At 46.7% G+C, this 20,252-nt stretch carries 33 protein-coding genes and 1 tRNA gene; 31 read left to right on the top strand and 3 right to left on the bottom strand.

Going from position 1 to position 20,252, the window contains the following annotated elements:
* Positions 1-56: 56 nt before the first annotated feature.
* The 4 genes from H8Z76_RS00835 (at position 57) to H8Z76_RS00820 (ending at position 3,949) form a co-directional block, all read left to right on the top strand.
* Complete coding sequence (locus tag H8Z76_RS00835) at positions 57-716, top strand: coiled-coil domain-containing protein (RefSeq protein WP_186981369.1); 660 nt, start codon at positions 57-59, stop codon at positions 714-716.
* A 94-nt stretch (positions 717-810) separates the two neighbouring features.
* On the top strand, positions 811-2,454 hold the full coding sequence (locus tag H8Z76_RS00830) for a putative manganese-dependent inorganic diphosphatase (RefSeq protein ID WP_186981368.1): 1,644 nt from the start codon (positions 811-813) through the stop codon (positions 2,452-2,454).
* Positions 2,455-2,466: 12 nt separating this feature from the next.
* Positions 2,467-3,351, top strand: coding sequence for a DMT family transporter (locus H8Z76_RS00825; protein ID WP_186981367.1), 885 nt, complete (start codon positions 2,467-2,469; stop codon positions 3,349-3,351).
* A gap of 13 nt (positions 3,352-3,364) precedes the next feature.
* The gene (locus tag H8Z76_RS00820) at positions 3,365-3,949 is read left to right on the top strand and encodes a flavin reductase family protein (protein ID WP_022515979.1); all 585 of its coding nucleotides are present in this window, start codon (positions 3,365-3,367) and stop codon (positions 3,947-3,949) included.
* Between the two features lie 2 nt (positions 3,950-3,951).
* Here the strand turns inward: H8Z76_RS00820 and H8Z76_RS00815 are convergent, their stop codons facing one another.
* Genes H8Z76_RS00815 through H8Z76_RS00805 form a run of 3 tightly spaced genes read right to left on the bottom strand, consistent with a single transcriptional unit; the run spans position 3,952 to position 6,585 of the window.
* Positions 3,952-4,467, bottom strand: a complete 516-nt coding sequence (locus H8Z76_RS00815; RefSeq protein WP_022515980.1) for a DUF4364 family protein — start codon at positions 4,465-4,467, stop codon at positions 3,952-3,954.
* 17 nt (positions 4,468-4,484) lie between these two features.
* Positions 4,485-5,429, bottom strand: a complete 945-nt coding sequence (locus tag H8Z76_RS00810) for a TIGR01212 family radical SAM protein (protein WP_147617998.1) — start codon at positions 5,427-5,429, stop codon at positions 4,485-4,487.
* Position 5,430: 1 nt separating this feature from the next.
* The gene (locus tag H8Z76_RS00805) at positions 5,431-6,585 is read right to left on the bottom strand and encodes an NAD(P)-dependent malic enzyme (protein WP_186981366.1); all 1,155 of its coding nucleotides are present in this window, start codon (positions 6,583-6,585) and stop codon (positions 5,431-5,433) included.
* A gap of 236 nt (positions 6,586-6,821) precedes the next feature.
* Between H8Z76_RS00805 and rho the strand changes: the two genes are divergently transcribed.
* The 27 genes from rho (at position 6,822) to H8Z76_RS00670 (ending at position 20,198) form a co-directional block, all read left to right on the top strand.
* The gene (rho, locus tag H8Z76_RS00800; protein ID WP_186981365.1) at positions 6,822-8,153 is read left to right on the top strand and encodes a transcription termination factor Rho; all 1,332 of its coding nucleotides are present in this window, start codon (positions 6,822-6,824) and stop codon (positions 8,151-8,153) included.
* A gap of 156 nt (positions 8,154-8,309) precedes the next feature.
* Entirely contained in the window at positions 8,310-8,504 is a 195-nt protein-coding gene (locus H8Z76_RS00795; protein ID WP_002591239.1) for a helix-turn-helix domain-containing protein, read from the top strand.
* Positions 8,505-8,533: 29 nt separating this feature from the next.
* Positions 8,534-8,923: a hypothetical protein gene (locus tag H8Z76_RS00790; protein WP_002591240.1), complete on the top strand. Its 390-nt coding sequence runs from the start codon at positions 8,534-8,536 to the stop codon at positions 8,921-8,923.
* A 19-nt stretch (positions 8,924-8,942) separates the two neighbouring features.
* A tRNA-Ile gene (locus tag H8Z76_RS00785) sits at positions 8,943-9,015 on the top strand.
* 235 nt (positions 9,016-9,250) lie between these two features.
* Positions 9,251-9,562, top strand: a complete 312-nt coding sequence (locus tag H8Z76_RS00780; protein WP_242856350.1) for a hypothetical protein — start codon at positions 9,251-9,253, stop codon at positions 9,560-9,562.
* Positions 9,563-10,012: an XF1762 family protein gene (locus H8Z76_RS00775; RefSeq protein ID WP_055214515.1), complete on the top strand. Its 450-nt coding sequence runs from the start codon at positions 9,563-9,565 to the stop codon at positions 10,010-10,012.
* Positions 10,013-10,291 (top strand): hypothetical protein, encoded by a 279-nt coding sequence (locus H8Z76_RS00770; RefSeq protein ID WP_186981364.1) that lies wholly within the window; start codon positions 10,013-10,015, stop codon positions 10,289-10,291. It abuts the gene before it with no gap.
* Positions 10,272-10,631, top strand: coding sequence for a hypothetical protein (locus H8Z76_RS00765; RefSeq protein ID WP_117469145.1), 360 nt, complete (start codon positions 10,272-10,274; stop codon positions 10,629-10,631). Before H8Z76_RS00770 ends, H8Z76_RS00765 begins: the two co-directional genes overlap by 20 nt.
* Positions 10,628-10,870, top strand: coding sequence for a defense against restriction DarA-related protein (locus tag H8Z76_RS00760; RefSeq protein ID WP_002591244.1), 243 nt, complete (start codon positions 10,628-10,630; stop codon positions 10,868-10,870). The genes H8Z76_RS00765 and H8Z76_RS00760 overlap by 4 nt, the downstream gene beginning before the upstream one ends.
* A gap of 5 nt (positions 10,871-10,875) precedes the next feature.
* Positions 10,876-11,217 carry a hypothetical protein gene (locus H8Z76_RS00755; protein ID WP_002591245.1) on the top strand — a complete coding sequence of 114 codons (342 nt, stop codon included), beginning with the start codon at positions 10,876-10,878 and terminating at the stop codon, positions 11,215-11,217.
* 12 nt (positions 11,218-11,229) lie between these two features.
* Positions 11,230-11,529, top strand: a complete 300-nt coding sequence (locus H8Z76_RS00750; protein ID WP_002591246.1) for a hypothetical protein — start codon at positions 11,230-11,232, stop codon at positions 11,527-11,529.
* Between the two features lie 20 nt (positions 11,530-11,549).
* Positions 11,550-12,278: a single-stranded DNA-binding protein gene (locus H8Z76_RS00745; protein ID WP_055056137.1), complete on the top strand. Its 729-nt coding sequence runs from the start codon at positions 11,550-11,552 to the stop codon at positions 12,276-12,278.
* Entirely contained in the window at positions 12,268-12,522 is a 255-nt protein-coding gene (locus H8Z76_RS00740) for a hypothetical protein (protein WP_055056138.1), read from the top strand. The genes H8Z76_RS00745 and H8Z76_RS00740 overlap by 11 nt, the downstream gene beginning before the upstream one ends.
* Positions 12,512-12,832 carry a hypothetical protein gene (locus H8Z76_RS00735; RefSeq protein WP_002591249.1) on the top strand — a complete coding sequence of 107 codons (321 nt, stop codon included), beginning with the start codon at positions 12,512-12,514 and terminating at the stop codon, positions 12,830-12,832. The genes H8Z76_RS00740 and H8Z76_RS00735 overlap by 11 nt, the downstream gene beginning before the upstream one ends.
* Complete coding sequence (locus H8Z76_RS00730) at positions 12,829-13,335, top strand: DUF7768 domain-containing protein (RefSeq protein ID WP_186981363.1); 507 nt, start codon at positions 12,829-12,831, stop codon at positions 13,333-13,335. The genes H8Z76_RS00735 and H8Z76_RS00730 overlap by 4 nt, the downstream gene beginning before the upstream one ends.
* 171 nt (positions 13,336-13,506) lie before the next feature.
* Positions 13,507-14,274 (top strand): rolling circle replication-associated protein, encoded by a 768-nt coding sequence (locus tag H8Z76_RS00725; RefSeq protein ID WP_022279754.1) that lies wholly within the window; start codon positions 13,507-13,509, stop codon positions 14,272-14,274.
* 1 nt (position 14,275) lies between these two features.
* On the top strand, positions 14,276-14,449 hold the full coding sequence (locus H8Z76_RS00720) for a hypothetical protein (protein ID WP_003023394.1): 174 nt from the start codon (positions 14,276-14,278) through the stop codon (positions 14,447-14,449).
* Positions 14,450-14,664: 215 nt separating this feature from the next.
* A complete protein-coding gene (locus tag H8Z76_RS00715; RefSeq protein WP_003023388.1) occupies positions 14,665-15,075 on the top strand; it encodes a VRR-NUC domain-containing protein in 411 nt (136 codons plus the stop codon).
* 27 nt (positions 15,076-15,102) lie between these two features.
* Positions 15,103-15,906, top strand: a complete 804-nt coding sequence (locus tag H8Z76_RS00710) for a ParA family protein (RefSeq protein ID WP_138343658.1) — start codon at positions 15,103-15,105, stop codon at positions 15,904-15,906.
* A gap of 384 nt (positions 15,907-16,290) precedes the next feature.
* Entirely contained in the window at positions 16,291-17,559 is a 1,269-nt protein-coding gene (locus tag H8Z76_RS00705) for a ParB/RepB/Spo0J family partition protein (protein WP_186981362.1), read from the top strand.
* On the top strand, positions 17,552-17,785 hold the full coding sequence (locus tag H8Z76_RS00700) for a hypothetical protein (protein ID WP_021904690.1): 234 nt from the start codon (positions 17,552-17,554) through the stop codon (positions 17,783-17,785). Before H8Z76_RS00705 ends, H8Z76_RS00700 begins: the two co-directional genes overlap by 8 nt.
* Positions 17,778-18,059 (top strand): hypothetical protein, encoded by a 282-nt coding sequence (locus tag H8Z76_RS00695; protein ID WP_009297809.1) that lies wholly within the window; start codon positions 17,778-17,780, stop codon positions 18,057-18,059. Before H8Z76_RS00700 ends, H8Z76_RS00695 begins: the two co-directional genes overlap by 8 nt.
* A gap of 4 nt (positions 18,060-18,063) precedes the next feature.
* Positions 18,064-18,240, top strand: coding sequence for a hypothetical protein (locus tag H8Z76_RS13510; protein WP_243240373.1), 177 nt, complete (start codon positions 18,064-18,066; stop codon positions 18,238-18,240).
* Between the two features lie 80 nt (positions 18,241-18,320).
* Positions 18,321-18,716: a single-stranded DNA-binding protein gene (locus H8Z76_RS00685; protein WP_186981360.1), complete on the top strand. Its 396-nt coding sequence runs from the start codon at positions 18,321-18,323 to the stop codon at positions 18,714-18,716.
* Between the two features lie 20 nt (positions 18,717-18,736).
* Entirely contained in the window at positions 18,737-19,303 is a 567-nt protein-coding gene (locus tag H8Z76_RS00680) for a sigma-70 family RNA polymerase sigma factor (protein WP_009297812.1), read from the top strand.
* On the top strand, positions 19,304-19,723 hold the full coding sequence (locus tag H8Z76_RS00675; RefSeq protein ID WP_186981359.1) for a hypothetical protein: 420 nt from the start codon (positions 19,304-19,306) through the stop codon (positions 19,721-19,723).
* Positions 19,724-19,898: 175 nt separating this feature from the next.
* A complete protein-coding gene (locus tag H8Z76_RS00670) occupies positions 19,899-20,198 on the top strand; it encodes an HNH endonuclease (protein WP_002591264.1) in 300 nt (99 codons plus the stop codon).
* Positions 20,199-20,252: the final 54 nt, after the last annotated feature.

The following is a 20,252-nucleotide window of genomic DNA, read 5'->3' as shown; positions in this document are numbered from 1 at the left end:
GATAATGTTAAAATAAAAAAAATGTGTCATAGAAGGTAAGCGGGGAGGAATCGCGTATGATGCGTTTTCCTGGAAGAGGAAAGAGCAGTTACCGTCAGATGAAACAGAAAGAAAAGAGGGTACCAACGCAGATGGAAAAAGAAGACTTCTTATTAAGCCAGATCGATGAATTCAGAGAGAAGGCGAAGCAGCTTCAGGCTTTGGTAAGCTCCAAAGAGAGCAAAGTAAGAGAGTTACAGAGCCTTGTGGATGAACGCGAGGGCAGAGCAGCAAAGCTGCAGAATATTTTAAATGAGCGCAAACAGGAAGCGGACAAGCTGAATCAGACTGTGCAGGAGCAGATCGATGGATTGATCTCAAATGTGGAGACCAAGATCACAGAGCTTGGCGGAGAGCTGACAAAGTCGGCGTCTGAAAGTGAAGAGGCGGTTGCCGCAAAAACAGAGGAGATGAAAGAGGCACTTCTTGAGATGAAGGAACTTCTCCAGAAGACTAAGACAGAACTCAGTGACAAGATCCATGAGGAAAATGTCACCTGCTACCGCAATATTCAGACCCTGTTCGACGATTTCGGAGAAAAGGTCGATAAAGTGGAGAATCTGGATTCCGGAGTGAAGAGTATCAAATCCTATGTAAAATGTTTATCCTGGTTTTCAATCGTGAATTTTATCGTGCTGATCGGATTTATCCTGTATCAGCTTGGTGTGTTTTTTTAATGAATAAGTATATAAATGAAAAGCCTGGAGTTACTGAAAGGCTTTTTGTTGTGTAAAAAATAATGAATTGATAAAGCAAAAGAGGTAAAAGAAAATGAATGCAGAAAAGAAAGTTTGGGTCGTAGGCCATAAGAATCCGGATACGGATTCCATCTGTGCGGCTCTTGCGTATGCAGAATTAAAAAATCGCAAGGAAGACGGCAGATACGTTGCAAAACGCGCAGGCGCGGTAAGTGAGGAGACACGCTATGTGCTGGATTATTTTGATGTAAAAGAACCGGAACTCGTAAAGGATGCGGGCGCGCAGGTCAAGGATATTGAGATCCGTGAGACCAAAGGCGTATGCAGCCATATGTCCTTAAAACATGCATGGGAAATGATGAAGGATTCCGGCGTTGTGACCCTGCCGATCGTCAATGCGAAGAATAAACTTGAGGGGCTTATCGTTACCGGTGATATCGCGACATCCTATATGGATGTGTATGACAACCGTGTACTCGCAACTGCGCGTACCCAGTATCGCAACATCGTAGAAACCATGGATGGCGAACTGCTGACCGGAAATGAGCATGGATACTTTGTAAAAGGAAAAGTAGTGGTTGCGTCCGGAGACGACGAAGTGATGAAGGAATATATCGAGGAAGATGACCTTGTTATTCTTGCAAACCGTCCGGAATCCCAGCGCTGCGCACTGGAACTGAATGCGAGCTGCATCGTAGTATGCACCGGAACAGAGGTTTCTGAGGAGATCCTTGCGATGGCAAAAGAGCGTGACTGTGTGGTCATTCGTACACCGTTTGATTCATTTACCGCAGCACGTCTGATCAACCAGAGTATGCCGATCAAATATTTCATGAAAAAGGACAACCTCGTTACTTTTGAACTGGAAGATTATGTGGATGATGTCAAAGAAGAAATGGCAAAAGTACGTCACAGAGATTTCCCGGTTCTTGATGAGAACGGAAACTATGTAGGAATGATTTCCAGAAGAAATCTCTTAAATATGAAAAAGAAACAGGTGATCCTTGTGGATCATAACGAAAAGACACAGGCAGTGGATGGAATCGATGGAGCTGAGATCTTAGAGATCATCGATCACCACAGAATCGGAAATCTGGAGACCGTTGCACCGGTATTTTTCCGCAATCAGCCACTCGGTTGTACCGGAACGATCATTTACCAGATGTATCAGGAGCAGAATGAGGAGATCACCAAAAAGGTAGCGGGACTTCTTTTATCTGCAATCCTTTCCGATACACTGATGTTCCGTTCCCCGACCTGCACACCGGTAGATAAAGCGGCGGCAGAGGAACTTGCAAAGATCGCGGAGGTGGATATCGAAACACACGCAAAGAATATGTTCCGCGCGGGAAGCAATTTCAAAAACAAAACGATCGAAGAGATCTTTTTCCAGGATTTCAAGAAGTTTACCGCGGCAGACAAAGATTTCGGCGTAGGCCAGATCAGTGCAATGGGCGCAGAAGAACTGCTTGGCATCAAAGACCAGATCGTGGCATATATGGATACTGTTCTGACTGAGAAGAAGTTAAACATGGTATTTATCATGCTGACAGATATTTTAGAGGAGACAACTTACCTGTTATGCGCGGGAACCGGAGCTGACCAGGTCGCGGAGGAAGCATTTAAGCAGGAAAAAGACGGCGATTATTATGTCTTAAAAGGTGTGGTTTCCCGTAAGAAACAGATCATTCCACCATTTATGAGTGTACTTCAGTAAAAAGGCGGAGCGATGAAGAAAAAACAGTTACAGAGTTCGCTGCTTCTTCTTTTGACGGCGATGATCTGGGGAACGGCATTTGTTGCCCAGAGTGTCGCCATGGATTATATTGAGCCGTTTACCTTTAATGCGAGCCGTTTTTTGCTTGGCGGCGTAGTATTGCTGCCGCTCATCGCGCTGCGAAGCCGCAGAGAGCGTAGGACAGAAACGGGTGATAAAAAGCTGTTATGGAAGGGCGGGATCCTTTGCGGGATCGTTCTTTGCATTGCATCCGCGTTCCAGCAGCTAGGAATTCAGGGTACGACTGTAGGGAAAACAGGATTTATTACAGCGCTTTACATTGTGCTGGTTCCGGTATTTGGCGTGTTCCTGCACAAAAAAGCCGGAATCAGGCTGTGGCTCAGCGTACTGGTGGCGATTTTCGGTTTGTATCTTTTGTGTATGAATACCGAGCATTTTTCCATCAACCACTATGATGTCATCCTGTTGCTTTGTGCGGCGTCATTTGCCGTGCAGATCCTGTGCGTAGATCATTTTTCACCAAAAGTGGATCCGGTCAAGCTGTCATGCATCCAGTTTCTCGTCTGCAGCCTGCTGTCATTTCTCATGATGGTGCTTACAGAGCATCCAAGCATGGCGGCAGTCATGACGGCGTGGCAGCCGATCCTTTACGCGGGGATTCTCTCCTGTGGGGTGGCATATACGCTTCAGGTGGTTGCGCAGACCAGTTTAAATCCGGTGATCGCGTCTCTGATCATGAGCCTGGAATCCGTGATTTCCGCGATCGCGGGATGGCTTGTCCTGGGACAGCATCTGAGCGGACGTGAGATCGCGGGATGTGTCGTGATGTTTGCGGCGATCATTCTGGCGCAGCTTCCATCAAAAACTGCAAAGTAAAAGGAGTTTTTCTATGGCAAAACAGACATGGAAACCGGGAAATATGCTTTATCCGCTTCCGGCAGTGATGCTAAGCGTCAGGGATAAGGCGGGAAATGACAATATTATTACGGTGGCATGGACGGGGACGGTGTGTACGAATCCGCCGATGGTATCCGTCTCGGTGCGCCCGGAACGCCATTCGTATCAGATGTTAAAGGAAACCGGAGAATTTGTGATAAATTTAACGACAGAGAAGCTGGCGTTTGCAACGGATTACTGCGGCGTGAAGTCAGGACGGGATGTTGACAAGTTTGAAGTGATGCATTTGAACAAGGAAGCGGCGGATCAGGTGGGAGCACCGATGATCGCTGAGAGCCCGGTCAATATTGAATGCCGGGTGAGAGAGTGCATGGAGCTAGGATCGCACCATATGTTTCTTGCGGATGTACTTGCGGTACATGTGGATGAGGCATATCTGGATGAGAAGGGAAAATTTGATTTAAATGCTGCAGGTCTGCTTGCCTATTCGCATGGAGAGTATTTCTCCCTCGGGAAAAAATTAGGCAGGTTTGGCTACAGCATTCAAAAGAAGAAAGCAAAGAAAAAGCGGAAATAAAATTATTTTAACAGTAGTTCCATTAAATAGGCGTAGACCTCTGCTGTCTGATCTTTCCAGTTGGCACAGATGGCCTCCGCCTGTTCTTTTGTATGTACGGTGAGCGTGAGGTCGATCATGGGATTGCCGTGCTCTTTTAAACGGCAGCGAACCGCAAATTCGTTGTTGGTTGTCTTATAGTAGTCAGATAAAACAGAATTTTCATTTTTTAATTCCACTTTGTGTTTGTCAAAATAGTGCAGGATATCATTCTGGATAGCCGGAGAGATCTTGTCATGGAAAAACTGCAGTGTCTCTTTGCCGGCGGCAGTGATACTGTACTGCGTATTGCTGTGCGTGGATTCTGTGCTGATCAGATCGGTTTCGATGAGATCATGTACGACCTGCTGTACGGTAAAATAGTTGGTATATTCCTTTTCCAGAAAGAAATCGGAAATCTGTGTGTTACTTAGTGGAAAATCAACCTTTTCTAACATATATAAAACGATTAGTTTGTAAAGTGTAAATGGTTCTGCCATAGATCACAACTCCTTTTTTATGATTGCGGATAATATTTCCCCTGCCAGATATCTTTCTCGCGGAAGGTTCGCTGCAGCTGGTTTAAGACCCGCTTTTTGTCAGCACTCCAGAGAGGAGCAGCAAGCAGTTTTTTCGGGCCGTCACCGGTGAGCCGGTGTATGACGATATCCGGCGGCAGCAGCGCGACGCATTCTGTTACAAAATCACAATAGTCATCCAGGGTAAAGGTGTCAAACGGATGGCTTTCGTAATAGGTATGAAGGTCTGTCCCTTTTAAAATATGCAAAAGCTGTAGTTTCATTCCAAAAACAGGAAGCGCGGCAGCATAAGAAACGGAAGCGCGCATCATCTCCTTTGTTTCGCCCGGAAGACCAAGGATCAGATGAACAATGACTTTGATGCCACGCTTGTGCAGTTCGGTGACAGCACGGTCAAAATCTGACAGCGCAAAACCGCTGCGGATAAACGCAAGCGTTTCCGGATGGATCGTCTGAAGTCCGAGCTCGATCCAGACCGGTTTGATCTGGTTTAATTCCAGGAGCAGATCAAGGACTTCATCGGAGAGACAGTCCGGCCTTGTCGCGATCGACAGGATGGCAACATCGGGATTTTCGATCGCTTCCATAAAAATACGCCGCAGATAGGAGACCGGTGCATAGGTATTTGTAAAAGCCTGAAAATACGCAATGTAATGTGTACAGGATGTTTTGCCGGCGATCCGTTCCCGTGCCTCTGTAAGCTGTGCGGAAACAGTAAGGGAGGAGGAAGCGGCAAAATCACCGCTGCCTCCCTCGCTGCAGAAAATACAGCCGCGTGTACCAAGCGTTCCGTCACGGTTCGGGCAGGTCATACCGCCGTTTAAGGAGAGCTTGTACATTTTTTCGCCGTAGGTATGTTTTAAATAAGCATCCAGCGAATAATATCTTTTTCCGTTCCAGAAATCGGGAAAACTGGCGGTCATCTTATGCTCTGATATGAGATTTGACTGCCTGGCTTACCACTTCGGCAACGCGCGGATCAAATGCTTCCGGCATGATAAATTCGTCGCATAATTCTTCGTCGGAAACAAGACCTGCGATCGCTTCCGCAGCAGCCAGTTTCATTTCTTCCGTGATCTGTTTTGCGTGTCCTTCCAGAGCGCCGCGGAAAATACCCGGGAAGGCAACGACGTTGTTGACCTGATTCGGGAAATCACTGCGTCCGGTACCGACGACACGGGCTCCGGCTGCTCTTGCGACATCCGGCATGATCTCAGGAACCGGATTTGCCATGGCAAAGAGGATGGCATCGGAATTCATGGAAGATACCATTTCCGGCGATACGATGTTCGGAGCGGAGACACCGACAAAGATATCAGCGCCTTTTAAGGCATCGGCGAGAGTTCCGGCTGCATGGGAAAGATTGGTCACTTTGGTCATTTCTTTCTGCATCCAGTTGAGATCCGGATAGTCCGGTCCGATGATGCCCAGACGGTCGCACATGGTCACATCCTTGAAACCGTAAGTGAGGAGCAGCTTGGTGATCGCGACTCCGGCAGAACCGGCTCCGTTTACAACGACCTTACAGTCCTCTTTCTTCTTTCCGGTCACACGCAGACCATTGATGATACCGGCGAGGACAACGATGGCGGTTCCGTGCTGGTCATCATGAAATACGGGAATGTCAAGCATTTCATTTAATCTGGTCTCAATCTTGAAACAGCGCGGAGCGGAGATGTCCTCTAAGTTGATGCCGCCGAATGCCGGCGCGATATTTTTTACGGCAGTGATGATCTCCTCGGTATCCTGGGTGTCCAGACAGATCGGGACAGCGTTCACATCACCGAACTCTTTAAAAAGTACGCATTTTCCTTCCATAACAGGCATGGCAGCGTAAGGTCCGATGTTTCCGAGACCCAGAACAGCGCTTCCGTCGGATACTACGGCAACGGTGTTTGCCTTCATGGTATAGGTATAAGCGGCAGACGGATCTTCGGCGATCACTTTACATGGTTCCGCAACACCGGGGGTGTAGGCGATTGCAAGGTCTTCTCTGGTCTTTACCGGGGTCTTGGATACGGTTTCCAGTTTTCCGTTCCATTTTCTGTGCATTTCGAGTGCTTTTTCTTTGTTGTCCATAACTTCAGGCTCCTTTATGTATTTGATAGGTAACTTTTAAATTTGTAACAATGTCTTCATATTTAATATGTAACTTTGTATGCAATAAAATTATCATATCATTAAGAAAATAACAAATCAAGAAAAATAAGGCTTTCTATTTAGACAGGAAAGTTGTATAATAAAGACTATCAAATCTTAGAGAACATCTTTTTTGAATCCCATATATACCATGAAACGAAAAAAGGAGATAGAGAATGAGAGAAAAATATGAAAGCCTGTCGGCTGTTGTTTTGCGTGACCTCGCAAAGTCAAGAGGCCTGAAAAATCTGTCCGGACTCAAGAAAGCGGAGCTCGTGGAACTCATGCTGGCAGAGGATGAGAGAGTAGAAGCGCAGAAGGCAAAAGAGGAAAAGCAGACAAGCGGACGTGAAAATGGACGGGACGATACAAAAGAACTCGACAGTGGAGTAAAAGCACATGGAATCTTAGAGGTTATGCCGGACGGCTATGGATTTATCCGGTGTGAGAATTATCTCCCAGGAGAAAACGATGTCTATGTATCTCCGTCTCAGATCCGTAAATTTAACTTAAAGACTGGCGACATCATTGCCGGAAATACCAGGATCAAGACGCAGGGAGAAAAGTTCAGCGCGCTGCTTTACATCACTTCGATCAATGACTTACATCCGTCCGAAGCGATGAAGAGAAAGAATTTTGAAGACCTGACACCGGTATTTCCAAATGAGCGCCTGCGCCTGGAAACACCGGGAGGCAGTGTGGCGATGCGTATCACGGATCTGGTTTCCCCGATCGGAAAAGGACAGCGAGGCATGATCGTTTCCCCGCCAAAGGCAGGAAAGACGACGCTGTTAAAAGAAGTGGCAAAATCGATCGTGCGCAATAACCCGGATATGCATGTGATCATCCTTTTGATCGATGAGAGACCGGAGGAGGTTACGGATATCAAGGAAGCGATCGAAGGGAAGAATGTGGAAGTTATCTATTCCACCTTTGATGAACTTCCGGAACATCACAAACGTGTTTCCGAGATGGTCATCGAAAGGGCAAAACGTCTTGTGGAACATAAAAAAGACGTTATGATCTTATTAGACAGCATTACAAGACTTGCGAGAGCCTACAACCTTACGGTTCCGCCAAGCGGACGTACGCTTTCCGGCGGTCTTGACCCGGCGGCACTGCATATGCCAAAGCGTTTCTTCGGCGCGGCGCGAAATATGCGGGAGGGCGGAAGCCTTACGATCCTCGCAACGGCGCTTGTGGATACCGGAAGCAAGATGGATGATGTGGTATACGAGGAATTTAAGGGAACCGGTAACATGGAACTTGTCTTAGACCGCAAGCTCTCGGAGAAACGTGTGTTCCCGGCGATCGACATCACAAAATCCGGTACGAGACGGGAGGATCTGCTGCTTGACCGTGAAGAGCAGGAAGCAGTCTATATCATGCGGAAAGCGATCAATGGAATGCGCACCGATGAGGCGGTGGAAAGCATCTTAAATATGTTTGTCCGCACCAAGAATAACAGGGAATATGTGCAGATGGTAAAGAAAACGAAAATTAGATAAGTTTTAGAATGAAAATCGACAAGAGGTTATAAAGCCTCTGCCGATTTTCTTTTTTATAGGAAACAGCAGAAAAGAAGAGCGTGCAGAGCGTAAAAACTCTGACACGCTTATTTTTTTTACCATAAAAGCAAATGAGGACGGAAAGGAGCATAGAACATGGCGAAACGAAAGTACAAGCGTCTGCATTACGAGGACAGGCAGACCATAGAGGCTATGAGTAAGCAGGGCAGCAGTGTAAGTGATATTGCAGAGGCACTGGGAACGCATAGGGACACAATTTATAGGGAGTTCAAACGCTGCAACGCCACACTGAAAACCTACACGGCGGCAGCAGGGCAGCAGGCGTTATAAACAAGAATAACAAAAGAGAGGTAAGACACATGAAAAAAGTAGATTTTAATAAATTGCAGGCAGGCGACTTAGTAGAAGTGCCACGCACACAGTTTGCACCTATGCGTAGAGGCTGGAATGGCTGGTTATTCAGTGAGGCAGTAGTAATAAGAAAGGGCGTAGGAAGAAAAAGCAAAAAGAATGTAGTCGTAGTGGAAATGAGAACACCAGCAGGAAAGAACAGCTACGGGACTATAGAGGCTACATTTTACGCAGAGAATGTTTTTACTACGCCAGCAGCAAAGAACGCAAGAAACATTTTGAAGAAATACGGAATAGAGGACGCAGAGAGCTTTTACAAATTCATTGAGCGGGACGACGTAACGGGCTGCGATTGGATAAGGTTTTTAATAGAAAAAGGCTTTTTATTTAATGAGTAGGCGGCAGCAGCCGCCACGAGTGCCGTTAGTTCAGCGGTTAGAGCAGCCGTCTCATAAGCGGCAAGTCGTGGGTTCAAATCCCACACGGCACATTGTGTAGCAGGCATGGCGAGCCTGCGGCAGAGGGCAGCAGGCTAATAGCTGCAATCTGTATACCGTGGAAAAATAGCGGCGGTCATACCAGCCAGAAAGTATGTGGACAGTCAACAGGTTTTCAGTTGCTTTTTAATGCGAAAAGCAGCCCGCACGGTAAAACCAAACGCCAGAACAGGAGAGCGGCACACATGGAAAGACAGAGAGCGCCGCCGAAAGGAAGAGAGGCAGAGAATGGCAGCAGAGGCATTGATAGTAGAGGACGCATACCAGAAAGGCTACGCAGATGCAATGGCAGATATGCGAAAGAAAAAAGAGCAGAGGCGACAGCGGGAGCAGGAAAAGAAAGCCCGCCGCTGGTATTTCATTAAGCAGAAAGCCTATGGGCTTGCAATGCTGGTAGTTACCGTGCTGGCAGTATGGGCGACAGAGGGCGACATAACAATAGCGGTTATTACCGTACCGCTGGGGCTTATGTGTCTTTTCAGTAAACAAATGCTGATAGTAGATAACTACTATTTTGCTACGGAAGAGAGGCGGCAGTAAATGCTTGAATTAGTACCAATTACGTTAAAAGAGGCTAATGCTTTTGTTGAGAGATACCATAGACACCATAAGCCAGTAGTGGGGCATAAATTCAGCATTGCGGCAAGCGACGGAGAGAAAATAGTAGGCGTGGCTATTGTGGGTAGACCAGTAAGCAGATATTTGGATAACGGGCTAACGCTGGAAGTAAATAGACTTTGCACAGACGGTACAAGAAATGCGTGCAGTTTTTTGTATTCGGCAGCATGGAGAGCGGCAAGAAATTTAGGATACAAAAAACTGATTACTTATATTTTAGTATCCGAAACAGGCAGCAGTCTTAAAGCGGCTGGCTGGAAATGTGTAGGAGAGTGCGGCGGGAAACGCTGGAACGGGCGCAGCGCACCAAAGGTAGATTTGTACCCGGCACAAATGAAATTACGTTTTGAGGTAGAAAAAGGGGGCGAGTAATTGGAAAAAGCAAGCTATAAAATCAGAGAAACAAAAAATATGCGGCATTTTACATACTCTGGAAATCTGAAAGATGCAATAGAAAAAGCAAAAAGGGATTTACAGAAAGAGAAAGAAAATAAGGAAATTGCGCAATGGTATTGGCTGTATGAAAAAGCCAAAAAAGCTATTAACACACATAACAAGAAAATTGCCAACATTGAGGCGTTTATACGGTGCGCAGAGGAAGAGCAGGAAAAGCAGAAAGGTAAAAAGGATAATGAAACGACAGACAGTTAAGAAACTGATACAGTGCGTAGCCATTATAGCAGCAGGCGTGCTGGCAATTATCTTGTTTATGCTGGCTATCTGGTGTAGAGGAAAGAACAGCGAGCCAGTAACAGACGAACAGGTAGCAGCGCAGATGCAGCAGGCAGAGCCGCTGGTTATTGAAACACCAGAGGCAGCCGCAGAGGGCAGCATAAGAGTATACGACTATGACGGCTGCTGTATTTATGCCTACTACGGCAAAATTCGGATAAACAACGACGGTAAGGACGGCAAGGACATTGACGTAGAGGCAATAGGATACTTAGAGGGCTACCAAGAACATAAAGAGGAAAGCGGGGCGAGAGAATGAGCCACAGATATTACAGCCCTTTACGCCCGTTATCACTGGGAACATTTCCAAAGCCGCAGGGAAACGAGATTTTACATATAGAAAATTTTGAGGAACGGCAGAACGTACCAGAGATAGCACGGCAGGCGTGGGGATACATTGAGTATAAAGAGGCGCTTACAGAAATAGAGGCGGCAGCTTATGAGCTGATACCGTCAAACTGCATTTCTGAAATGGAAAACATAGAGGCAAGGAGATAAAGGCAATGAGCGAGGTATATATACGCAGCCAGAATAAAGAAAAGCTGTATAGGCTGGGCGGTAATTACGCCTGCGTAGAGTATGGAGAGTACGAGGACATAAAGAAAAAGAGAGGCGGCGCAGAGGCAGACAAAAAGCGACACGTAATTTGCATAAGTGACGGGTGTTTAGAGGAAATCGGAGAGTATGCCACAAAAGAGCGTTGCTTAGAGGTGCTGGACGAGATACAGAAAGCGTGCGTAAGCTATCTGTTTACGGCTGGCGGTGCAGCTGTAATAAGGGGCGGCATGGACGTACAGCCGTTTGCAGCAGTAATACCGAGGCTGTACGAAATGCCAGAGAAGTAGGAGAGGCAGACAGTGACAGTAAAGGAATTTATAGGCACGCTGGAGAGTTCAGACCGCCTGCGCATTATCGAGGGCAAAGCAGAGGTTTACGTAGGGTATCTGGCAGCGTTCAAACCGTTTGCAGACCATGAGATAAGCGAGGAATACCGAAAATACAGCGGGCATGAGGTAAAGAAGTTTAGAGCAGTGCCGGAGATAACGCACAGACGCTGGAAAGAGCTGGGGCTTATGAAACCATTAGAGCCAGACCAGACAGCACAGTATAAGTTTAGTGATTTGCAGATGTCGCTTTACTACACCATTTACATATAAGAAAGGAAAGGGCAGGAAGTATGACAAAGAAAAAGCCGGATTTTTTACGGGATTTAGATACTGCAATCATGGACGAGCTTACAGGTGGCGGTATCAAGGGAAATGCAGCGGGACTGGTAGGAACGCTTACACAGATTAAGGAAATTAAGCAGCTATGCGGGCTGCCGTTTTGCGGTTATATGGCAAAGTTGGAAACGGTAAGACCAAGCGGCGTGCCGGACGAGGTAACGGTAGTATTTGCAGAGGACGTACCATACAGGGCTTGCAACGGCATAGAATTTGACGTTATGCAGGAATTTGTAGAGGGCAGCAGGCTTTTACTGACAGGTAAGGTGCAGACGCTTAAGGACTTCCAGAGCGGTAGACTGCTGGTATATATTCTGGCAGATTTTGTGGCGGTATCGGAAAAGGCAGTAGAGCAGGACGAGGCAGCAGTAAGAGGCGTTATAGCGAATAAGCCAACATACAGAGAAACACCGAGAGGCAAGCGCATTACTGATATTACGGTAAAGGTAAGAAATGAGCTTACAGGCGGCAGCTGCTTTTTACCGTGCATCTGCTGGCAGGAACAGGCAGACGAGGCGGCGCAGTGGCAGCAGGGCGACACTGTAGAGCTGCTGGGACGGTATCAGAGCCGCCAGTATGAAAAGGTGCTTGATGCAGCCACAGGAGAAAGAGAACAGCGCACAGCTTATGAGGTATCGGTACGACTGATTAGAAGAAAGGAAGAGGCAGAAAATGAGTGTTGAACATATCGGCAAGGGCTATGTAAAAATCTGCGTGAGTGAGGAAGAGTTAGAGAACAGCATAGCTGGGCTTAGCCAGTTAAAACCTATTTTGCAAACGCAAGTAATGAAAGGGAACGGAAGAAACACAAAGCAGGGGCTTATTGACGCAGCAGAGCTGGGAAAACATTTTGATACAGCGATAGATGCAATGACTATGCTTTTGGCTGGGTTTAAGGAAGAAAGCGAGGCACAGAATGAAGAGTAAAACAATTTTAGGAGCAGACGGCGCAACAAAAATGCGGCAGATTACAGTAGGGATACACGGAAAGGGCGGCGAGGCAGGCATAAAGGCAATACAGCAGCTTGCAGGCATGGTGGACAGCTTAAAGCAGTGCCAGACACCACAGGAAGTATACGACAGATATTTACAGATTACGGGGTACTGTAAATGCTGCGTTGATTGTAATTTTATAGACCAAAAGGGAGCAGACGAGCTGATGTGCTTAGCAGCATATCTGGCAGGAAATGAACAGGCACGGGCAGAGGCACAACAGAAAGCGGGTAAAAAGGCATGAGAAAGGTTTATATATGCAGCCCATACAGGGCGAAAGACGGCGCAGAGCTGGACAGAAACATAGATTATGCGCAGCAGCTGACACGGCAGGCGTTAGAGGCGGGCTTAGCACCCATTACGCCGCATTTATATATGACGCAGTGCATGGACGATAAAAAGCCGGAAGAGCGGGCAAGGGGCATGGCTGCGGGGCTTGCGCTGCTGAAAGGCTGCGATTTTGTTATTGCTGGTGTGAAATACGGCATAACAGAGGGAATGGACAGAGAAATACATACAGCAAATATGCTGGGAATTGCGGTTATAGATGCAAACCAGATTAAACGGCATCTGGAATATGAGGAAAAGCGACAGGAGAGGGCGGCGAGCGATTACGCAAAGCTGCATAGCTGCGAATTTTGCAAGGGCAGCAAATTATACAGCTGCACGGGCTACGATTGCAGAGAGCCGTACAAACGGGCTTATGAGTATGCCTTAAGCCGCATAAGAGAGCGGCAGGAAACATGAAAAAATAAAAGCGCCTACGGTGGGGAAACACCATAGGCGCTAAGCTATACAGCTTTGAAATACTATAAAAATTATAAGCTATGTATGGCGCAAAGTCAAGAAATTTAACGGGCAGGCAGCCCGTTTTAACACTTGATAAAAGTATTAACGAACCGACAGAGAGGTAGATATATGCCATACGTAGAGAGGGTAACAAAAGCGGGAAATACGATAGAGATAGAGAGGTACTTTACCAGCAGATACAAAAAGAAAGGTATCAGCAGAGGGGATAAAGTAAAGCCAACAAAAGAAGAGCAGGAGAAAGTAAACACCAGACAGGCAGAGAGAAAGTTAAGGATACTCATAAATGCAAACTATGGCTATGGGGACTACCATTTAGTGCTTGACTATATCCGCAGGAAAGGAGAGCCGGACAGAACGCCGGAGCAGATGCGGCAGGACATAGACGTATTTTTGAGGGAGTGCAGAAAGGAGTACAGAAAAGCAGGGTTAGAGTTCAAATACATACACGTTATGGAGATAGGCAAGAAAGGTGCGAGGCATCACCATCTTGTAGTAAATAAAATTGACACAGAGATTTTACAGCGCTGCTGGTATAAGGCATACGAGGGGCATAACAGGGTTAAGGTATTCCCGCTGGACGACAGCGGCAACTATGCGGAGCTGGCAAGTTATTTAATCAAGTACACAGGAACGCATAAAAAGGGTACTGACGGAGCATTACAGGGTAAGCGCTGGAATTGCAGTAAGAATTTAGTAAGACCAGAGCCAGAGTATCACATAATTTCAGACCGTGAGTATTTCAAGAAAGAGCCAAAAGCAATAAAGGGCTATTACGTGGACAAGAACAGCGTAAGCATGGGGGTACACAGCCCAGAGTATTACGGCTATGGGTATTTAAGATACACCTTAGTAAAAATAACAGATAGGGGGGGCTGAAATGCAGATAATCAAGGGCATTGCCATTGCAGCAGTGTTGATAATAGCCGGACTGCTGGCACTGATTGTGGCAGCATATCTGGCGTTTAGAATTGCGGCGGCTATTTTTGAACAGCAGGAGAGCTGGAAAGACAGCGGCAGCAGAAAGGGCAGAAAACATGATAGAAAAAATTAAATACTGGTTATTCCAGAAAGACAAGGACTGTAAGCGCTGCTGCCTGCGGTGCAGATACTACGATATATGCCGCTGGGACGTACTGGGAAATGCAGGACTACAAAGCGAGGAAACAATAACGCTTTTGGCGATAGAGAACAGCAAGCCGCATAAGGACGGGCTGCTTTTCAGAATTTGCCAGTATGTAGAATTTAAGCAGAGAGCGAGGCGAGAAAATGAGAAACTTTAGACTGGACGACGAAAGCGGGCATCAAGAGGCATTATTTAGCTGGGCTGCATACAGAACAGAGATTATGCCGGAACTGCAATATATGTATCATGTGCCAAACGGCGGCAAACGTGATAAAGCAACAGCAGCGGTGCTTAAGAGGCAGGGCGTAAAGGCTGGCGTGCCGGATATTATGCTACCAGCTGCAAGGGCTGGGTATCATGGGCTTTACATAGAGCTTAAGGCAGGCGAGAACACGACGACCAAGAAACAGAAAGAGTGGTTAGAGTATCTGCGGCAGCAGGGCTATTATACAGCCGTCTGCTACGGCTGGCAGCCAGCAGCGCAGCTGATAGAGCAGTATTTATTACATTCAGACGAGCTTACAAAAGAGCAGGAAACAGTAACCATGCGTTAGAGGCGACGCAGGAAAGAGAGGCAAAGAATGAAAACAATAAGCATTTTGAACTTAAAGGGCGGCGTAGCCAAGACTTTTACAGCGGCAAACATGGCGTATGAGCTTTACAGGCGAGGTTATAAGGTGCTGCTGATTGACAACGATAAGCAGGGAAACTTAAGCAAGGCGTACAGCAGATATGATGCAGAGAACGTAGCACCAGCCACAAGGCTACTGGCTGGGGACTGGGAAAACGCAGACGAGCTGATACAGCATACGGAGTATGAGGGTATCGACATTGTAACGGCGAATATGTCACTATTTGGGGCTACATGGAATTTAACCAAAGAGGACAGCGAAAACCAGATAGAGAGATACAAAGCGCTGGTAACAGCGAAAGTGCTGGGGTTCGGGTATGCAAAATTTGACTACATAGAAACAGAGCGGGCGTATGATTACTGCATCATTGATAACCCGCCGGATATTGGGCTTAATGTTGTAAATGCGCTGGCAATCACGGACGAGGTAATAGTACCCGTAAAGGTGGACGAGGACGCTTTAGAGGGGCTGGACATTGTGACAGAGCAGATAGAGGACGCAAAGGCGTTTAACCAGACATTAAAGCTGGCAGGCGTACTGATTACGTCATACCAGAACACAGACGGCGAGGCAGCAGGCGTAGAGTGGCTGGAACAAAAGACAGATTTTAATATTTTGGGTATTATTCGGTATTCCAAGAAAGTAGCAGAAAATACTTTCATGCGTAAGCCGATTTATGAGTATAGCCCATGCTGCGGAGCGGCGCAGGGGTACAAGAAATTTGTAACAGCGTATACAGGGAAAGCGAGGTAGCAAGCGTGGCACATAAAGAGAGAGTATGCGCTTACTGGCATTGCAGCAGGACTGGCGGTACGGAGTGCTGGAACTGGGGCAGCAGATATGCAGGGAAGAAATGCCCGCAAAGCGACGCTTGCGAGCATTGGAGAACGTGCGAAATGTGCAACGGAGTAATGGGACAGTGTAAGAAAAAACAAAGGATTGAGAAAGCGAGGTAGATTATGACAGCTCTTGAAATGGTTTTTAGCATCTGGCTTTTTCTGCATAGATTAAAAAGCAAAGTGCGGGCTTTATCAGAAAATGAGTTTAACCGTATGCTTTATGACGACGGCTTAACCTATGAACAGAAAATATATTTGATTTATTTTAGATACATTTAGGGAAAGAGAGGCTAAGAAAATGGCAAAGTTTGGTATCAATGACATTCTGAACGCAAAGACGAAAGCAGCAGGGCAGCAGGCACAGACAGAGGGATACAAAGAGATTTATTTAAGCCCTTACGAGGTAAAGGCAGCGCAGGAGAATACGCACCAGAGATTAGAGAACATAGAAGAGCTGGCAGACAGCTTTTTACACGTAGGACAGGAACAGCCTACAGTATTGGCGAGAGTAAACGGGGAATACCGTATAATCGACGGACACAGACGTAATGCGGCAAATATTTTGAACTTAGAGCGGGGGCATAAAGAGTATGAGAAAGTGCTTTACCGCTTTATGGACATGAGCGAGGCAATGTATGAGCTGCGCTTATTGGCTGGCAACGGATATACGCAGGAACTTACAGCCTATGAAAAAACCAGATTAGTAGAGCGTACCAAAGCGGCGCTTATCAGAGCCAAGGAAGAGGACGGCTTAGAGATACAGGGCAAAATGCGTGATTTAGTGGCGGCTATGATAAATGAGAGCAGCACAAACGTAGCCAGAATGGACGCAATCAACAACAACGCCACGCCGGAGATTAAAGAGCAGCTGAAAGAGGGTAATTTAGGTATCACTGCTGCATACGAGGCAGCCAAGCTGGACGAGGACGAGCAGAAAGAAATAGCGAAAAAAGCAGCAGCGGGCGAAAATGTGAGGGCAAAGGAAATAGCGGAAAAGGTAGCAGAGAAAAAGGCGGGGGACGATTACGAAACACCGCACCCAGAAAGCATAACATCTTTGTGCTATTCCTGCCAGAAATACAAGGACTGTAACGTAAAAACGGGAACGTGCCAGAAATGCGACCAGTACATAAATAAGGCAGAGGCTGAAAAGACAGACGAACAGCGATACAGCGAAGAGCAGGACGCTATAGACCGCCAGACAAAGAAAAAATTGCAGGAGCGGGCAGACACAGAAAAAATGGAGCATCTGCCAAGCGAGGGGAATATAGAGCATAAGCAACATGAATTAAAGATAGTGGCATCTTATTACGAGGACGTAATAAGCGGGAAAAAGAGCTTTGAGCTGCGGAAGAATGACAGAGGATACAAACAGGGCGACAGCCTTAAAATGCTGGAATTTAAGGACGGTAAGCACACAGGGCGCACGATTGATGCAGATATTATTTATATGCTGGAAGATTATACAGGGCTTACAGAGGGCTACTGTATTCTGGGTATCAGAGTAACAGACTATACAGGTAAGGTGTCCGAAACGGACACGGAAAGCGGGGCAGAACATGAATAGACGGCAGCGGAAAAAGAAGAAAGCACAGGTATTTACAATTATTCTGGGTTGTACGGCATTTTGCAAGGCAGAGCAATACGAGAAGATGCGGAAAGGCGTAGAATATCAGTTACGAACAGGCAGCGTGGTTATGCTGCCTGCATACTTGCACGTAGAGGCAATCATAAAGCAGCGAGGCGGCAGAAATATTGAGATTAAGCAGGAAAACGGGGTAGTAAATGTTTGAGTATATGGACGGCATAGTAGATGCAGTGGAAGAAATTGGACAGGCAGCAGTAGACGTAGCAGTATTTGTGACGATATGCACAGCAAAAGCGGTGTTGATAATAACAGCGCCAGTATGGATATTGCCGTATGCGATATGGAGAAAGGGCGTAAGCAGTGAAATACAGACAGTGGAAAAAGAACTACAAGAAAAAACATGGAGTAAACCCGCCGTTAGAGTTGGACAAGCGAAAACAGCGCAGGCTTGCAAGAAAAAGGGCAAGGCAGATAAATAAAACATTGCCAACAGCAGCAGAAACATTGGCGGCAGCAGCAGAAACATTGGCGGCAGCACTTAACAGCTGGGTACAGAGTATAAAGCCAGCACTGGCGACATTATGCGAGAACATGGCGGCAGCGTTTAGCAATGTTGCGGCAGGATTGAGAGAAGAAAGCGAGGCGGTAGAAAATGACTAATATTTTACTGGGAATTATAGCACTGGAATTGCTGGCTATATTTTCAAAGCTGGACAAACTGGAAGAGGGGAGCAGAAAGCATGAATAACGTATCACTTACAGGGCGGCTTACAAGAGAGCCGGAGCTTAGATATGGCGGGCAGGACAATAGCACAACTATTACCCGTTTTACACTTGCGGTAGACGACGGGAAAGACACAGATTTTATAAATATTAAGTGTTTCGGACGTACTGCGGAATGGGCACAGAAGTGGTTAAGCAAAGGCAGCAAGGCAGAGGTTACGGGCAAGATTAAAACAGGCAGCTACGAGAGCCAGCGCACGGGTAGTAAGGTATATTACACAGAGGTTGTGGCGAATAACGTAGGTTTTGGAGAGAGCAAAGCAGAGGCAGAGGCGAGAGGGCAGCAGCTGCCGGAGAGTGACGGGTTTATGAATATTCCAGAGGGCGCAGCCGAAGAGCTGCCGTTTAATTAACAGAAAGCGAGGTACAGAACATGGAGCAGGAAGAAACAAAGACAACAGCGGCGGCAGGGGTAGAAATGCCGCCAGAGGCTGAAAGCTGGGTACAACTGCATGAAAGCGAATTAACAGAGCTGATGCAGAAACAGGCAAAGGCTGCAATAACGGAACTGAAACGACAGGAAAAACAGGAGAGGAAGAAAGAGAAATACCACAACACTTTTACGCTTATGAAATGTTACCGTGATATGGCTTTTCATATCGAGAACGCAATAAGCGACGGGCAGCAGTTAGAACTTAAAGGCATGACGGACGAGCAGCAGCGTACATACTTAGAGAGTATCAGACGCACACGCTTTAAGACGTTGATAATGACAGCGCATATAGACAAAGCGGTAGAAGAGATAGAGCGCCGCAGAGAGGCAGCAGGCAGAGGTGTAGAGTACAAGGCTTTTGAAATGTATTTCATGCAGGGCATGGACTATGCGGAAATCGCAGAGGAACTGGATACAGGAAAGAACACACCGAGGCGCTGGGTTACGGGCATCATAAACGAGCTGTCAGTATTATTGTGGGGGATTGACGAAGAGAGGGTAAAGTAAGTGTTTGAAAAAATAAAAGCATGGATAAAAAGAAAGCGGGAAACAGCGAGAGAACAGCAGGCGGCAGACAGGTTGATAAAGCATATAGAGCAGGCGTTAGGATTTGAGCTTTACGAGTGGCAGAGGTTATATATAATAACTGGGATATGGCAGCCGCCAGAGGGACGGCTACACGGAAGAACGACAGCATATATATTGCGGCTATTATTAGACCAGAGTAAGCCACTGCTGCTATATGAGTTTTCGCAGGTGACAGCGTATGCAGATAACCCATTTATGGGGCGGCAATATCAGCCAGTACCCATGCAGTATGTAGGCTGGTTTAGGCACGAGATAAGGAGTATATACGAGCAGCTAAGAGCAGCAGGCGTGCCAGTAAGAGAAATGATAACAGAGCAGCAGCGGGTAATATCGTGGTAAAAACGTGGTGTTTACATGGGAAAACAAAAGAGATACAATGGTAGCATGAAATGAGTAGGCGATAGCTTAAGCCATGTGCGGCAGCAGTTGCCTACTCTTTTTCTATTCATTCTTTAGCCTCCACCCAGCGCATGAAACTTAGGGCGCTGGGGAATGAAGAAAGAGAGGGGACAGTATGAAAGCATGGGCTAAGAGTTTTTATTTATCAGCGGCATGGGAAAAAACCAGAGCCGCTTATTTAATGTCACAAGATTATATTTGTGAACGCTGCGGGCAACCAGCAAAGATAGTGCATCATAAGCGCTGGCTTAACAGAGAGAACATAAACGACATAAGCGTTACGTTGTGCTGGGATAACTTAGAGGCGTTGTGCCAAGACTGCCATAACAAGGAACACCACAAACAGGAGAGACATAAGCGGTATCGGTTCGACGAGAACGGCGGCATACTCCCCCCATATCAGAAAAATAATTAAAGGGGGCAAATACCGAGGGGGATACCCTAAAATTACCCTACGGGCGTGCGCACG

It is taken from the genome of Roseburia yibonii (genome assembly GCF_014297335.1).
GTDB classification, from domain to species: Bacteria; Bacillota; Clostridia; order Lachnospirales; family Lachnospiraceae; genus Roseburia_D; species Roseburia_D yibonii.
Note: the sequence above shows the minus strand (reverse complement) of the source record. Positions and strands in the feature narration are given on the sequence as shown.